16 protein-coding genes, 1 tRNA gene and 1 pseudogene are annotated in these 15235 nt (G+C 58.0%); 2 read left to right on the top strand and 16 right to left on the bottom strand.

Annotated features, from left to right (window positions below):
- Window positions 1–22 precede the first annotated feature (22 nt).
- The 10 genes and pseudogenes from trpS to CGLAMM_RS00345 all read right to left on the bottom strand — a co-directional run bounded on the left by trpS (window position 23) and on the right by CGLAMM_RS00345 (window position 9008).
- Window positions 23–1018 (bottom strand): tryptophan--tRNA ligase, encoded by a 996-nt coding sequence (trpS, locus tag CGLAMM_RS00390; RefSeq protein ID WP_394819985.1) that lies wholly within the window; start codon window positions 1016–1018, stop codon window positions 23–25.
- Window positions 1019–1106: 88 nt separating this feature from the next.
- Window positions 1107–1568, bottom strand: coding sequence for a c-type cytochrome (locus CGLAMM_RS00385; protein ID WP_394819984.1), 462 nt, complete (start codon window positions 1566–1568; stop codon window positions 1107–1109).
- Between the two features lie 3 nt (window positions 1569–1571).
- A complete protein-coding gene (locus tag CGLAMM_RS00380; RefSeq protein ID WP_394819983.1) occupies window positions 1572–2063 on the bottom strand; it encodes an FKBP-type peptidyl-prolyl cis-trans isomerase in 492 nt (163 codons plus the stop codon).
- A 22-nt stretch (window positions 2064–2085) separates the two neighbouring features.
- Complete coding sequence (locus CGLAMM_RS00375) at window positions 2086–3315, bottom strand: argininosuccinate synthase (RefSeq protein ID WP_394819982.1); 1230 nt, start codon at window positions 3313–3315, stop codon at window positions 2086–2088.
- 68 nt (window positions 3316–3383) lie between these two features.
- Entirely contained in the window at window positions 3384–4601 is a 1218-nt protein-coding gene (gene rlmN, locus CGLAMM_RS00370; protein ID WP_394819981.1) for a dual-specificity RNA methyltransferase RlmN, read from the bottom strand.
- 66 nt (window positions 4602–4667) lie between these two features.
- Entirely contained in the window at window positions 4668–5411 is a 744-nt protein-coding gene (locus CGLAMM_RS00365) for a TlyA family RNA methyltransferase (protein WP_394819980.1), read from the bottom strand.
- Window positions 5411–7404, bottom strand: a pseudogene (dxs, locus tag CGLAMM_RS00360) (1-deoxy-D-xylulose-5-phosphate synthase). The gene CGLAMM_RS00365 and the pseudogene dxs overlap by 1 nt, the downstream one beginning before the upstream one ends.
- A 5-nt stretch (window positions 7405–7409) precedes the next feature.
- On the bottom strand, window positions 7410–8306 hold the full coding sequence (locus CGLAMM_RS00355) for a polyprenyl synthetase family protein (RefSeq protein ID WP_394819978.1): 897 nt from the start codon (window positions 8304–8306) through the stop codon (window positions 7410–7412).
- 29 nt (window positions 8307–8335) lie between these two features.
- Window positions 8336–8602, bottom strand: coding sequence for an exodeoxyribonuclease VII small subunit (locus CGLAMM_RS00350; protein ID WP_394819977.1), 267 nt, complete (start codon window positions 8600–8602; stop codon window positions 8336–8338).
- Window positions 8603–8750: 148 nt separating this feature from the next.
- The gene (locus CGLAMM_RS00345) at window positions 8751–9008 is read right to left on the bottom strand and encodes a sulfurtransferase TusA family protein (protein WP_394819976.1); all 258 of its coding nucleotides are present in this window, start codon (window positions 9006–9008) and stop codon (window positions 8751–8753) included.
- Window positions 9009–9133: 125 nt separating this feature from the next.
- Between CGLAMM_RS00345 and CGLAMM_RS00340 the strand changes: the two genes are divergently transcribed.
- Window positions 9134–10081, top strand: a complete 948-nt coding sequence (locus tag CGLAMM_RS00340) for an ROK family protein (RefSeq protein ID WP_394819975.1) — start codon at window positions 9134–9136, stop codon at window positions 10079–10081.
- A gap of 13 nt (window positions 10082–10094) precedes the next feature.
- Here CGLAMM_RS00340 and CGLAMM_RS00335 read toward each other — a convergent pair whose 3' ends face one another.
- Entirely contained in the window at window positions 10095–10901 is an 807-nt protein-coding gene (locus CGLAMM_RS00335; protein ID WP_394819974.1) for an RlmE family RNA methyltransferase, read from the bottom strand.
- Window positions 10902–11093: 192 nt separating this feature from the next.
- Between CGLAMM_RS00335 and CGLAMM_RS00330 the strand changes: the two genes are divergently transcribed.
- Window positions 11094–11167: transfer RNA gene (locus tag CGLAMM_RS00330), tRNA-Gln, on the top strand.
- A 23-nt stretch (window positions 11168–11190) separates the two neighbouring features.
- Here CGLAMM_RS00330 and cyoD read toward each other — a convergent pair.
- Genes cyoD through CGLAMM_RS00305 form a run of 5 tightly spaced genes read right to left on the bottom strand, consistent with a single transcriptional unit; the run spans window position 11191 to window position 15065 of the window.
- The gene (gene cyoD, locus CGLAMM_RS00325; RefSeq protein ID WP_394819973.1) at window positions 11191–11514 is read right to left on the bottom strand and encodes a cytochrome o ubiquinol oxidase subunit IV; all 324 of its coding nucleotides are present in this window, start codon (window positions 11512–11514) and stop codon (window positions 11191–11193) included.
- The gene (locus CGLAMM_RS00320; RefSeq protein WP_394819972.1) at window positions 11511–12140 is read right to left on the bottom strand and encodes a cytochrome (ubi)quinol oxidase subunit III; all 630 of its coding nucleotides are present in this window, start codon (window positions 12138–12140) and stop codon (window positions 11511–11513) included. The genes cyoD and CGLAMM_RS00320 overlap by 4 nt, the downstream gene beginning before the upstream one ends.
- Window positions 12140–14197: a cbb3-type cytochrome c oxidase subunit I gene (locus tag CGLAMM_RS00315; RefSeq protein WP_394819971.1), complete on the bottom strand. Its 2058-nt coding sequence runs from the start codon at window positions 14195–14197 to the stop codon at window positions 12140–12142. The genes CGLAMM_RS00320 and CGLAMM_RS00315 overlap by 1 nt, the downstream gene beginning before the upstream one ends.
- A complete protein-coding gene (locus tag CGLAMM_RS00310; protein ID WP_418115227.1) occupies window positions 14194–14817 on the bottom strand; it encodes a cytochrome ubiquinol oxidase subunit II in 624 nt (207 codons plus the stop codon). Before CGLAMM_RS00310 ends, CGLAMM_RS00315 begins: the two co-directional genes overlap by 4 nt.
- On the bottom strand, window positions 14811–15065 hold the full coding sequence (locus CGLAMM_RS00305; protein ID WP_418115226.1) for a cytochrome ubiquinol oxidase subunit II: 255 nt from the start codon (window positions 15063–15065) through the stop codon (window positions 14811–14813). Before CGLAMM_RS00305 ends, CGLAMM_RS00310 begins: the two co-directional genes overlap by 7 nt.
- Between the last annotated feature and the right edge of the window lie 170 nt (window positions 15066–15235).

The raw sequence follows: 15235 nt of genomic DNA, 5'->3' as shown, positions 1-15235 counted from the left end.
CCCTTCCTTAGAGCTGGTGGGCTTAACGGATAAAGCCGACGATTTTTTCCGCCTCATCAACAATCGGCTCGGCAATCGCCCGCGCCTTTTCAGCGCCTTGACGCAGAATAGTGACGAGATAGGCTTCATCATGCATGAGGCGTCGCGCTTCGTCCCCGATCGGGACGATTTTCTCGATCAGCGCATCCGACAAGGCCGATTTGACATGCCCGAAACCTTGACCGGAGAAGTGCGCGACGACGTTCTCGAGCTTTTCCTCCACGATGGCGGCGTGGATGGAGAGGAGATTAAGCGCTTCAGGGCGCTCCGCCAATTCAGTGATCGTGGCCGGTATCGGGTCCGAATCCGTTTTGGCGCGCCGGATTTTCAGTCGGATCTCATCGGCGGAATCGGTAAGTTCAATACGTGACTGCGCAGAAATGTCGGATTTGGACATTTTCTTGGTGCCGTCCCGCAGGCTCATGACACGCGCGGCCTCAGCCGGGATCAATCCCTCAATATGCGGGAAAAAGGCGACGCCGTAATCATGATTGAATTTCTCGCCAATATCATTCGCGAGTTCCAGATGCTGACGCTGATCATCACCAACAGGGACAAGCGTGGCTTTAAAGGCGTGAATATCCGCCGCCATCAGGCTCGGATAAATATACAGCCCTGCTGAGTGATTTTCACGGTCCTTACCGGCTTTCTCTTTAAACTGCGTCATCCGGTTGAGCCAGCCCAGGCGGGTGACGCAGTTGAAGATCCAGGCGAGGCGCGTATGGGCGGAGACGGCGGACTGATTATAGAGAATATGTTTCTCAGGATCGATGCCGGATGCGAGCAGACAGGCGGCCTGGGTCAGTGTGTCTCCACGCAATTGCGCCGGTGTCCGGGAAACGGTGATAGCGTGGAGATCCACCAGGCAGAAAACGCAGTCATAACGCTGCTGCAACGCGACCCAATTGCGGATCGCACCGAGATAATTGCCGAGTTGGGGGGTGCCTGTCGGCTGAATGCCTGAAAAAACGCGCTGCATGATGTATTTTCCGGTTTTTGGGCCTGTCCGTCAATCTTCTCTTCAATTTTTGCCGGATGGCGATGCGTGGGTCGTGCGCTTGGTTTTGTTACGGGATGAGGCCCTTTTTCTGCAGGTCAAGGCGCAGCTTGCGGGTCTTCTCCGGGCCGATTTTCGCCTGACGCGCCTCGCTGAAGATGCGTGGTGACATGACGGGCGGCGGCGTTGTCTCTCCGCGGGCGATCAGCCAGTTGAGGATGAGGGCGAGGTCATCATCACGCAGCCGGGCGAAAGGCGGCATGGCGAAATTATAACGTGCGCCATTTGCCATGATCGGGCCGTTAAGCCCGTTTATCATGACGGAAGCCAGAAATTTCTGCCCCTCCGGCGTGCGCGCAATGACATCCAATCGGCCGACCAGCGGGGGGAATTCTCCCGTCTGGCCGGTGCCATTATGGTGGCATATCCCGCAATTCGGGCCGTAACGCTTCTGGCCGGGCGGCTTTTCCTTGCACCCGGTCAGTATCAGGACCAAAGCCAGAAGCGGCGCGAACGCGAGAGGGACGCGCATATTTTATTCCCGTTGACCAACCCCGAGCAGGCGAATTTTGAAGACGAGCGGACTGTTTGCCGGGATGATACCCATTGAACGCTTACCATAAGCAAGTTTAGGCGGCAGATAGAGCATCCACTCATCCCCGACATGCATCATAGGCAGGGCTTCCATCCAGCCAGGCACAAGCCCGTCAAGCCCCATCTGCATGTAAGCCCCCGTGCCATGTTGGTCGGAGCTGTCAAAAATGGCCCCGTCCGGCAGCCGCCCCTCATAAATCACCATCATGGTCTGGCCTTTAATGGGGGAAAGACCGTCCTTCGGGCCTGATTTGAGGACTTTATAGGCAAGCCCATCCGGCAGCGTCTTGACGCCGGGTTGCGCACGCATTTTCGCCATGAATTGCTCAGGTGTCAGTTCCGGCTCATCCTTCGGGCCGGACCCGCAGGAGAGCAGGGTGAGGCAAAAAGCCATGGCAAGAGATGTTTTGAGGGCAGGGTAAAGCCGGGTCATATCTCGCTCCGCTTATTTATAATTACAAGCGCCCGCCTTTACGACCGACCTGGCCCCCAAGGCGCAGGCGCAAAGCGTTCAAACGGATGAAGCCTTGCGCGTCAACCTGGTTATAAGCACCCGCATCATCCTCAAAAGTGACGACGCGCGTGTCATACAGGCTTGTCGGGCTTTCACGTCCAACGCAGATGACGTTACCTTTATAGAGCTTCAAACGCACACGCCCCTCGACAGATTGCTGGCTTGCATCGATCAATGCCTGAAGCATCCGGCGCTCCGGCGAGAACCAGAAGCCATTATAAATAATCTCCGCATAACGCGGCATTAAACTGTCTTTAAGGTGCATCGCCTCACGGTCAAGCGTGATGGATTCGATACTGCGATGCGCGGCCAGCAGGATGGTCCCGCCCGGTGTTTCGTAGATGCCGCGAGACTTCATGCCAACAAAGCGGTTCTCAACCAGGTCAAGCCGCCCGATGCCGTTATCGCGCCCGAGCGCATTGAGACGCGTCAGCAAAGTCGCCGGCGAAAGCGTTTCGCCATTCAGCGCGACCGGGTCCCCGTTTTTAAAATCGATTGTGATTTCAGTCGCGCGGTCAGGCGCGTTTTCAGGCGACACTGTGCGCTGAAAAACAATCTCATCCGGCGCCAGGGCGGGATCTTCCAGTATTTTCCCTTCCGAGGATGAATGCAGTAAATTCGCATCGACCGAGAAAGGCGCCTCGCCGCGCTTGTCTTTCGTGACGGGGATCTGATTTTCCTCCGCGAAAGCCAGAAGCTTCGTGCGGGAGGTCAGATCCCACTCCCGCCATGGGGCAATGACTTTGATATCGGGCTTGAGCGCATAATAAGCGAGCTCGAACCGGACCTGATCATTACCTTTGCCGGTCGCACCATGCGCAACCGCATCAGCACCGACCTGCTGGGCGATTTCAATCTGACGCTGCGCGATCAGCGGGCGGGCGATGGATGTCCCGAGGAGATACTGGCCCTCATAAAGCGTATTGGCGCGGAACATCGGAAAGACAAAGTCTTTGACGAAAGTTTCGCGAAGGTCTTCCACGAAGATTTCCTTGACGCCGAACATCTCGGCTTTTTTCCGGGCGGGCTCCAGCTCTTCACCCTGGCCGAGATCCGCCGTGAAGGTGACGACTTCACAATGATAAGCTTTCTGCAGCCAGCGAAGAATGACCGACGTGTCCAACCCACCTGAATAAGCGAGGACGACTTTCTTGACGTGGGGAGCGGTCATCGGGGCGTTCTTTCTCTAAAGTGCATCTTGTCGGAAAATCTAACAGTTTGTTACCGGACGTCAACGCGTCAAACGGCGTCCTGCGGGCTGTCGTCGCCGGCGGGGTCAAAGGATGCGCGACGGACACGCTGGCTTTCCGTCTTTAATTGCCCACATGCCGCCAGAATCTCGCGCCCTCGCGGCATGCGGATGGGTGAGGCGAAACCGGCATCCATGATAATGGCAGCGAATTTCTCCACCGCTTCCCGCGTGGAGGTTTGGTAGTCGGAACCGGGCCACGGGTTGAAAGGAATAAGGTTAACTTTCGCAGGCATGTCGCGGATCAGCCGAACCAGCGCCCGCGCGTCGGCGACACTGTCATTGACGCCGCGTAACATGACATATTCAAACGTGATGCGCCGGGAATTGGAGGCGGCGGGGTAGCGTCGGCACGCGGCCATAAGTTCTGCAATCGGGTATTTGCGATTAAGCGGGACCAGAATATCGCGCAGATCATCCCGCACTGCATGGAGGGAAATGGCCAGATTGACTCCAAGCTCGCTGCCACAACGATCCATCATCGGCACGACGCCAGAGGTCGAGAGGGTGATGCGGCGGCGGGATAATGCGATGCCTTCACCATCGGTGATGATGTTGATCGCTTTTGCGACTTCGTCGTAATTATAAAGGGGTTCACCCATGCCCATCATGACGATTGTTGAGAGTAGGCGCGGCGTGTCGCCCGTCGGGCTGGGCCACTCCCCGTAACTGTCACGCGCCGCCATGAATTGGCTGACGATTTCCGCCGCGCCCAGATTGCGCACAAGTTTCTGCGTGCCTGTATGGCAGAAACTGCATGAGAGGGTGCAGCCCACCTGGGAGGAAATGCATACCGCGCCGCGGTCCTTCCGCCGATCAGGGATATAGACGGTCTCGGCTTCCTGCCCATCGCGGAAACGGAACAGGAATTTGCGCGTGTCGTCACGGGCCGTCTGCTGGGTCGTGATATCCGGCCGTCCGACAACATATGAGCTGGCAAGTTTCTCCCGCAACGGGCGGGAAATGGAACTCATTTCATCAAATTGCGTGACGCCCTGATGATAGATCCAGTGCCAGAGCTGCTTGGCGCGGAAAGGCTTTTCACCCAGAAGGGCAAGTTCAGCGATCAGCTCTTCGCGCGACAACCCGACCAGATCTTTCCGTCCATCCGCAAGGACGGGCGAAGGTGGCGGAAAAAGCGCGGCTTTGGCCTGAATGCGCGCTTGTTCGTCAGCAGTGAGGTCGGGTAGCGAGACGCTGTCTGTCATAATGGGGGATGGCTTATCATAAAGTCGGGCTGATTTTTAAACCAAAACGTCATGAAGCCCGAAATTTTAGTCCAGACGTCGTGCCGCGATGAGGAATTCCCGGTTGCCTTCCGGGCCGGTGATCGGGCTGGGCTCCACGCCGAGCACCTCCCAGCGGGGCAGATTTTGCCACCAATCGGCCATTTCATCGCAGACGCGCTGATGCACCTGGGGGTCGCGCACCACGCCCCTGGCGCCGATCTCAGCCCGTCCCGCCTCAAATTGGGGTTTGATCAGCGCGACCGCCCAGCTTCCGGGCGCACAAAGGGCCAGCGGCGCGGGGAGGATCGTTCGTAACCCGATGAAGCTCGCATCACAGACAAGGATATTGATAGGCTCAGGCACGTCTTCGTGCGACAGGTTGCGCGCATTGCATTTCTCCCGCACCTCAACACGTGGGTCCGAGCGTAGGCGCCAGGCAAGCTGGCCATGCCCCACATCGACCGCGTAAACCTTGCGCGCGCCATGGGTGAGAAGCACATCCGTGAAGCCGCCTGTTGACGCCCCGATATCCAGCGCGACGCGATCCGTGACATTCAGCTTGAAATGCTGAATGGCATGGTCAAGCTTCAACCCACCGCGCGACACCCAGGGATGATCCTGCCCGCGCACGGAAAGCGCCGCATCTTCGCCAAGACTGTCCCCCGGTTTAGCGACGCGCTTCTCACCCGAAAAAACCAGTCCGGCCATAATCAAGGCCTGGGCGCGGGCCCGCGTTTCCACCAATCCGCGTGAGACGAGGAGGAGGTCGGCCCGAACTTTCTTCGCCATTAAGCCGACTGGGCTTCAATATCCACGCCGAGGGCCGTCGCCGCAGTCGCGACAATATGGCGTGCGGTCAGGCCCGCTTCATCATATTGCGCATCCGGCTTATTATGATCGATATAGGCGTCGGGCAGGGCCATCGGGCGGAACTTCACGTGGTCAAGCTGCCCTGTCTCCGCAAGATGCCGGACAACCAGGCTGCTGAAACCACCCGCAGCGCCTTCCTCAAGCGTGATGAAGACATCGTGACGTTTCGCCAGCCTGTCGATCAGCGCCGTATCGACCGGCTTGGCAAAGCGTGCATCAGCGACGGTGACGGGAATGCCCTGCGCGGCGAGCCTGTCAGCCGCTTTGCGCGATTCTTCAAGACGTGTCCCGAGGGACAGGATGGCGACGCCGCGTTTCTGATCCGGGCGCGTATTGGCCTCCTGCACGATGCGCCCGACGCCGATCGGCAGCACCTCACCCTTTTCGGGGAGGTCAAGCCCGATGCCGCTGCCGCGCGGATAACGCAGCGCGATCGGCCCGGAATCATAGGCGCAGGCGGTTGCGGTCATATGCGTAAGTTCGATCTCGTCACTTGGGGCCATGACGACCATATTGGGCAGGCAGCACAGATAATTGAGATCGAACGACCCCGCATGGGTCGCGCCATCCGCGCCCACCAGCCCGGCGCGGTCAATCATGAACCGGACAGGGAGGTTTTGCAGGTCGACATCATGAACAACCTGGTCGTAGGCGCGCTGCAAAAAGGTCGAGTAAATGGCGCAGACGGGACGGAGCCCCTCTGTTGCCATACCGGCCGCGAAGGTCACGGCATGTTGCTCCGCAATGCCGACATCGAAGAAGCGCTCAGGGTGGGATTTCGCGAAGGCATCCAGCCCGGTGCCGGAGGGCATGGCTGCGGTAATGGCGACGAGGCGATCATCCTCACCCGCACAGCGCAGGAGCTCACGCGACATGACGGACGTGTAGCTTGGCGGGCCGGAAGGCGCCTTTTTCTGCTCTCCCGTCACCACATTGAAGAGATTCACGGCGTGATATTTGTCGCCCGCGGATTCGGCAGGCTGGTAGCCGCGTCCCTTCTCGGTGATGGCATGGAGGAGGATGGGGCCTTCATTATTGTCACGCAGATTGCGCAATATCGGGACGAGCTGAGTCAGATCATGTCCATCCACTGGGCCGACATAATAGAAACCCAGCTCCTCAAATAACGTGCCCCCGATGATCAGCCCGCGCGTCAGCTCTTCGGCGCGCTTGGCAGCGTGTTCCAAGCGGGAAGGGAGGTGCTTGGCGAAGCGCCCGGCCAGGTCACGCAGGCCCAGAAACTGCCGCGACGTCATCAGGCGGGAAAGGTATTTGGACATAGAGCCCACAGGCGGGGCAATCGACATTTCATTATCATTCAGGATCACGATGAGACGTTTCGCGCCAGGCCCGGCGACAGCGGCATTATTCATCGCTTCATAGGCCATGCCGGCAGAGATGGAGCCGTCACCGATCACTGCGAGAACGGAACGCTCTCGGTAAGACGCATCTTTTTCCGCCTGGAAGTGATGCGCCACCGCCATGCCGAGCCCCGCGGAAATCGAGGTGGAGGAGTGCGCGGCGCCGAACGGGTCGTAAACGCTTTCAGCGCGGCGGGTGAAGCCGGAAAGCCCCCCGGCTGACGCAGGCTGCGAATGCGGTCCCGACGCCCTGTCAAGATTTTATGCGGATAGGCCTGATGGCCGACATCCCAGATGATCTTATCATCCGGCGTGTCGAAAACAGCATGCATGGCGATGGTCAGTTCCACAACGCCAAGCGACGCTCCCAGATGGCCCCCGGTTGTCGAGACTGTGTCAATCGTCTCTGAGCGCAACTCACTGGCAAGCTGCCGGAGTTGATCAATTGACAGGTTTTTCAGATCATCGGGCGTGGTGACGCGGTCAAGCAACGGGTATTTGCCGAGGGTCGGTATCGTCGAGACGGAACGTCCATTATCCAGCTTTGACATCGTGTTCAATTTCTCCGTTCGACGACATAACGAGCCAGGGCTCTGAGCGCGTCGGCGCGCTCTCCAAAAATTGAAAGTGACGCGACGGCGCTCTCCGCAAGGCGCGCCGCTTCCGCCTTTGCGCCCTCAATACCGAGTAATGCGACATAAGTCGATTTCCCGCTTGCGGCGTCCTTCCCCGCGGTTTTGCCGAGCTCCTCTTCCGTCGCCGTGGAGTCAAGCACATCATCCGCCACCTGAAACGCCGTGCCGAGGTCACGCCCGTAAGCGTCGATCATGGCCCGCTCCCTCGCGTCCGCACCGCCGAGAATCGCGCCGGAGACGGCAGCATAACGAATGAGCGCGCCTGTTTTCATGGCATGGAGGCGACGCACCTGTTCAATCGGCAGGTTGCGGCCTTCTCCCCTGATGTCGACGACTTGGCCCCCCACCATCCCCGCCGCGCCGGAAGCCGCAGCCAAAGCGGCGACGAGACGCACCTGAATGGCCGGGTCGGGATGGGTGTCCGCACTTGCGAGGATTTCAAAAGCTTTCGTCTGTAAGGCATCACCGGCGAGAATGGCGATGGCTTCATCAAATTTGCGATGGGTTGCGGGCTGGCCTCGGCGGAGGTCATCATCATCCATGGAGGGGAGATCATCATGGACGAGACTATAGGCGTGCAACATTTCAACGGAGGCGGCAACGCGCCATGCACCGCGTGACTCGTTGCGGAAAAGCGACGCGACTTCCGTGGCGAGGTAGCCGCGCAGGCGTTTGCCGCCATTGAGCGAAGCGTAACGCATGGCATCGATCAGGATCTGCTCTTCCCCTGCCACGTCCGGCAGGAGGGAGGCGATGGTCGCTTCGATCTCGGCGGCTGCCCGCTTGAGAGAGGCTGTGAGGTCTTGAGACGTTTTCATAGGTGACGTTGTAACAGGGGACTGAAGGTTCATGAGGTGACATCTTGCGCGCCGGGGGCCGTGCCATCATGCTGCGTGACTGTGTCGTTCGTGGCACGGTCGCGGTCGAGAATATTCTGGACGCGCATCTCCGCTTCATTGAGTTTCAGGTCACAGTGACGCCGCAGCGCCGCGCCGCGCTCATAGGCGGTGATGGCCTCTTCAAGCTTCATCTGGCCATTTTCCAGGCCGCGGACAATATTCTCAAGTTCGCTGAGAGCGTCCTCAAAAGACATTTTCAAGAGGTCTTTGCTCATTTTAAATTTACCAGTTCCTCAGTAAGTCTGACAGGCCCCATCGCTGAGGGGAGGGATAGCGCGCAGGGGGCATTTCGCCAATGTCTAACGTGGCGCAGGTTCGGTTTCTCTCGAAAAACGGTGATTTTTTGCCACATGTACTGTAACGTTAAACGTTATCGCGACGCAAAATCGTCAATGTAAAGGCGTCACCACGATCCTTGAAGCCGATCAAATGATGGTGACGATCCCGGCATAAAGCCTGGAAACCGGCAAGGCTTGCCCGGTCATCCGAGATCACCTCGACCGCCGCACCTGCGGCAACGCGACTGAGAAATTTCTTGGCCGCAAGCACGGAAATCGGACATTTGAGGTGCCTTGCGTCAAAAATCATCGTCGATGCGCGGTCGGGTTTCATCCTGTTCATGATGAGTGTCTCTGCGGTAAGGGTCAAGTTCCAACTGGCGGAGGTATAGTCTTTACGTCACGCGGATAACTGCGCATCATGCGCCGTCGTCTTTCTTGTGACGTATATTTATTAAGGTCTTCTTTATGGCTGATTATCGTCTAGGTATCGATTTTGGCGGTACCAAAATCGAGATCGCGGTTCTTGATCGTTCCGGCGCGCTTGTGCTGCGGGAGCGTGTGCCCAATCCGGGTATCTATCAGGACGCCGTGATCGCTGTCCGGGATTTTGTGTTTGATGTCGAGGCGCGACTCAATGCTGCGCCATTCCAGAATAAATCGAGCGGCAAATCCACAACATCGCTGGGTATTGGCATCCCGGGTGCCATCTCACCTGAAACGGGACTCGTCAAAAACGCCAATGCCACCTGGCTGAATCACCAGCCTTTCGGCAGGGACCTCGATACCGCCCTGCAACGCCAGGTGCGCGTCGAGAATGACGCAAACTGCTTTGCCCTGTCTGAAGCTTCAGACGGTGCCGGCGCCGGGCAGCGCGTCGTATTTGGCGTTATCCTCGGCACGGGTATGGGCGGCGGCATTGTCTGTGAAGGCAAAGTCATCGGCGGCCGACATTCCATCGCGGGTGAATGGGGGCACATGCCCTTACCCTGGCTCCGTAAGGAGGAGTTTCCGCTGCCACGCTGTTTCTGCGGTAATGAGGGCTGTCTGGAGCGATATCTTTGCGGGGCGTCACTCGCGCAGGACTGGAAAGGCGTTGGCCATCGTAACACAGCGGGGATTGAGCAGGCCGCTGCGGAGGGAGATATCGACGCCGCGAGGGCGCTTGACCGGTATGTTGATAAATTATCCCGCGCCTGCGCCATGATCATCAATTTCCTTGATCCGGACATGATCGTTCTGGGGGGCGGCGTTTCCAATCTCTCTTCCCTGTATGAACGCGTCCCACCGCTTCTACAACGACATGTCATCACACCGACCTGCACCACGCCCATTGTGCAGAACATGCATGGCGACAGTTCCGGCGTGCGGGGTGCGGCGTGGCTCTGGCCTGTGGATGCGGGTGTGACATCCTGACCCTTGGCCGACCTCAGTGCGTTATCGGGGCGGGTCGGAAGCCCTGCGCCACGACGTAAAGCTCACTCGACTCCTTGCGGGAGGAGGGGGGCTTGACGTGACGCACCGACGCGAAATGCTGTTTAAGGCGCTGCAACATCGTGCGCTCCGACCCCCCTTGAAAGACTTTGGCGACGAAGCTTCCCCCCTCCGCCAACACGGAGGTGGCGAAATCCAGTGCGGCTTCGGCCAGTCCCATGATGCGCAGATGGTCCGTCGCGGCATGGCCCGTTGTATTGGGCGCCATGTCGGAGAGGACAATATCCGCTTTTCCACCCAGAAGGGCGAGAAGCTGCGTGTCCATCGACGGATCGGTAAAATCGCCCTCAATGAAGTTTGCGCCGCTGACAGGGTCGATCGGAAGGAGGTCGATACCAACGACGCACGCCGCATGGCGCTTGACGGCAACCTGACTCCAGCCCCCTGGCGCCGCGCCGAGATCCACAATTTTCGCGCCTGGTTTGATCAATGAAAACCGGTCATCCATATCGATCAGCTTGAAGGCAGCGCGTGAGCGCCATCCCTGCGCCCGCGCAGCGGCGACGTAGGGGTCATTCAATTGTCGCTGCAGCCAGCGCTGCTGAGATGTTGTCTTGCCCCGCGCCTTACGCAACGTCACCGTCTTGGCGCGCATCGTGCCGACGCTTTTCCCGTCATGACCTGAATCTTCGACACCGGGCTGGGCGGCGCTTTTTAATGCGCGGCCCGGGATGCGCGCCGTGGCCTGCGATGATGGACCCGGCTTCCGCCCTGTGCCTCTGCGTTGATCTGATGGCTTCATGGGGACAAAGATAACCATTTATCCATGTTAACCGCCAAGTAAAATCTCTGACGATTGTCGTAACGCGCGGTAACGCAACGCAATTTTCCGTGCTTGATGCGGCTTATCCAGGGCAAGTTTGGGGCTTGTGTCATGCGGGGCGTAATGCTAAGTCGGTGCCACCGCATGCGTGTTGCCAGACATGCGCATTGCTGGGGGATAGTTTAGCGGTAGAACTACCGGCTCTGACCCGGTCAGCCCTGGTTCGAATCCAGGTCCCCCAGCCAGTTTCCCTTTTCGATATTGCGCGTCACGGCTGTGCCAGATCGCCGCTCATCATATGCACCTCATTCCCGATCACCCATATCGTCCCCCCGACCATGAGGAAAACGATCAGTCCGGTGAATAGAACGAGTTGCAGATCATCGCGGTGGGCGCGTTTGAAATCGACATGCAGAAAATAACGGAAATGCACGCAGACCTGAATGACCCCGCAAATCGCGATCGCAATCAGCAGGTCTCGCCCTCTCAGCAAATTGCGCCATAAAAGGCTGAAGGGAATAACCGTCAATATTGTGGCAGCGAGAAAGCCAATAAGGTAGTCGCGTCCCGCGGTCCTTTCTTCCGGCGTCATTTGGCAAGCCCTATCAGATAGACGATCGAGAAAATCCCGATCCAGATAATGTCGAGAAAATGCCAGAAAAGCCCGAGGCGCATGATCCGGCTGATAACGGGGGGCGTCAGGCCGAACCGCCCCAATTGCAGCAGCATGACGAGGATCCACAGACAACCCACCGTGACATGCAGCCCGTGCGTGCCAACGAGGGCATAGAAGGATGAGAGGAAGCCACTGCCGGAAATACCGGCTTCCTGCTGCACCATGTCGATGAAGTCAGAAATTTCGAACCCGAGAAACCCGGCCCCCAGGGCCAAGGTGATGACGAGCCAGATCATGGTGCGGGCGACGCTGAGCTGACGCTGCGCATTGAGGGTGACGAAACCGAAAGTGAAGCTGCTGAGGAGGAGGCAGCCCGTCTGGATAGCGGCGCTTTTGAGCTGAAAAAGATCTTCCGGCCCAGGCCCATCGGCGCGATTACCCCACATGATGGCGTAAGTCGCGAAGAGGAGCGAGAAAATCACCAGATCGCTCATCAGGAAAATCCAGAACCCGAAACGCGCCTCCTCAGCCCGTGCGCGCATGGCGTCAAGCGGGGTCGGGCGTCGTGAAGCCGCGACGGGGGGTGACGATAGTGTGGACATCAGCCTTGCTCCCCATCCGCCAGAGGCATGGTCGCGGCATCGGAATGATGCGCCATGAGGGCCTGACGCCAACGTTTCTCATGCGCCCGGATTTTTTTGGTGGAAAACACGTCTTCCTTGTCGGGTCGAAAAGTGCTGACGATAATCGTGATCCCGAACCCGATGAGCGCCAGAGCGGCGAGCCAGAAAATATGCCATGTCAGCGCAAATCCGAGGATAATAAGCGCAGCGAGGCAGATGGGCGCAACGGACCTGCTGGAGGGCATGGAGATGGACCGGTAGCTTTCAGGCGCGGGGTAGGGGTCGCCCGCCTGTTTGGCGACATAAAACGCGTCGAGACGCGCGACATGCGGGATTTGCGCAAAATTATATTCGGGCGCGGGCGCGGAGACCGCCCATTCCAACGTGCGACCATCCCACGGATCGCCATCAAAAACCGCATATTCCTGTCGTTTCCGAATGCTGACGACGAGCTGTAAGATCAGGAAGATGAAAGCGAGGCTGATCAGGACCGCGCCGAACATGGCGATCAGGGCGTAATCATGCCATGCGGCAATTGTGTAGGACTGCGTGCGGCGCGGCATACCCATGAGTCCGGAGATATAAAGCGGCATGAAGGCGAGAATGAATCCCCAGACCCAGCACCAGAAGCTGTAACGACCCAGTTTCTCATCCAGGCGAAAGCCGAAAGCTTTGGGGAACCAGTAGTGATAGCCACTCAGCATCCCGAAGAGCAGGCCGGGGATCAGCACATTATGGAAGTGCGCCACCAGAAACACGGTATTATGGACCTGATAATCGAGCCCGGGATTGGCGAGGATAATGCCGGTGCACCCACCCACCGTGAAGAGCAGGATGAACGCACAGGCATAGAGCATCGGAACGGTGAGGCGGATACGGCCGCGAAACATCGTCAGAATCCAGTTATAGATTTTGACGCCGGTCGGGATGGCGATCAGGATCGTGGCGATCCCGAAAGCGGCATTGACCTGCCCATCCTGCCCCATGGTGAAAAAATGGTGCAGCCAGACGGTAAAAGACAGCACGGCAATTACGATCGTGGCCCAAACGAGGGAGTGATATCCGTAAAGTGTTTTGGAGGAAAAAACCGCGATCGTCTCTGAATAAACCCCGAAGGCGGGCAGGACGAGGATGTAGACTTCCGGATGGCCGAACAGCCAGAACATATTGACGTAATTCATGACATTGCCGCCCATGTCATTTGTAAAGAAATGGGCATCCAGGTAACGGTCCATGGCGAGCATCAAAGTCGCAACCGTCAAGGGCGGCATGGCGAAAATCATCAATATGGAGACGCAGAGGCATGTCCAGGTAAAAAGCGGCATCAGAAACAGGCGCATCCCCGGCGCGCGTTTTTTATAAATTGTGACGGCGAAATTGATGCCGGTCATGGTATTGCCGATGGAGCTGAGCGTCAGCGCCCAGATCCAGTAATCAACGCCGACATCCGGGCTGAAGCCGGTCTCTGTGTAAGGTGGGTAGCCGCTCCATCCACCGGTTGAGAATTTGCCCACGCAAAGAGAAATCATCAGAAGTGCCGCGCCCGCCGTCGTGAAAGCGAGGCTGATCGCGTTCATGACAGGGAATGACACATCCCGCGCACCGATCTGCAAGGGCATGACAAGGTTGTAAAGACCAATCATGAACGGCATGCCCATGAAAAAAATCATGATCGTGCCATGCGTCGTGAAAAGCTGTGCAAAGTGATCGGGCGGGACAATCCCCGCACTGTTAAAGCCCACAACCTGCTGCACCCGCATCAGGACCGCTTCCGCAAGGGCGCGCGCCAGCATCACGAAGGAGAGGACGATATACATGATGCCGATGCGTTTATGATCAACGCTTGTCAACCATTCCCGCCAGAGGCGGCCCCAAAGGCGGTGGCGGCTGAGGAGATAAAGCGTCACAAGGCCGCCAATCACGACCAGACTGGCCGCCATCATGGCGATCACGCTGTAAAAGGGCAAAGCGGTGACGTCGAGACGCCCGAGGAGGAAGTCCCGGGAGGTGATGCGGCGCAGCAATTCAGCCATCATTTTACGTTGTTCCCTCTTTGGGTGTCACGGAGGACTTCTTTAAAAATGAGGCCCGACATGTAGCGGAAGACGAGGCCACCTGCCTCTTCACACATGGGGGACGAGGTCATCTGCTGAAGCTGCTCATGCGCGTCCCGGCAGGTGCCCTGTTGATGCAGCACACGGTAAAAACCGCGCGTCAGCTCCGGCCCGGTATTGAAAGCGTGTTCAACCCATTGGGAGAAGGCCTCACGGGAGACGACATGCACGATGAATTTCTGATCCTGAAAGCCTTCACCATTAAATTGCGTGTTCTCTCCCAGTAGATCCGTGGACGCGCCTGTACGGAGGTTGAGATGCGTTACCATCCCGCCCATGGCGTAAATCTGCCCCCCGAGGGCGGGGATGAAAAATGATTGCATCGTGCCATCACTTGTCAGGGCGAAGCGGATATTCGTGTTCTCGGGCAAAGTGATGGTGTTGACACTGGCAACGTGATGGTCGGGATAGAGGAAAAGCCACTTCCAGTTCATCCCGATGACCTGGATCTCCAATGTTTCCCCGGCGGTGGGGGCGCGCTCCGGGCTGTAACGCGTCTGGGGTCCGGCGATCATGATGGCCAGAAACGCGACAATCACCATCGGCCCACCCAGATGAAAATCTCAAGCGGTCGGTAAAATTCCCAGTCCGGCGCATAGCGCGCCTTACGGTTGCTGATGCGATACCGCCAGATAATGGCCGGAAGGGCGATGAAGATCGGCACGAGAACGGCGATGAGGACCACGCCGATCTCGATCATCCATTGACGTTGCAAAGACGCTATCAGTCCTGCGGGCGCCAGAAAGCTGCTTTCCTTCGGGAGACATGCGGAAAGAAGCAGAAGGCTCATCCCGCCGAGACGGCGCCTGAGAACGGCGAAGAAACGTCGTTTCTTTAGGTGCGTCAGTTGATTTCTCATTGCGAGTAAAGACGGATGTCGATGGGTGGGGTTTTACGGGGCCCGCTTTTTTTTTAAAAACGTGTCGTTTGCGTCGCGCCAGGGGCAGGCACATCGGCTTT

The organism is Sorlinia euscelidii (genome assembly GCF_036452135.1).
Classification (GTDB): domain Bacteria; phylum Pseudomonadota; class Alphaproteobacteria; order Acetobacterales; family Acetobacteraceae; genus Sorlinia; species Sorlinia euscelidii.
Note: the sequence above shows the minus strand (reverse complement) of the source record. Positions and strands in the feature narration are given on the sequence as shown.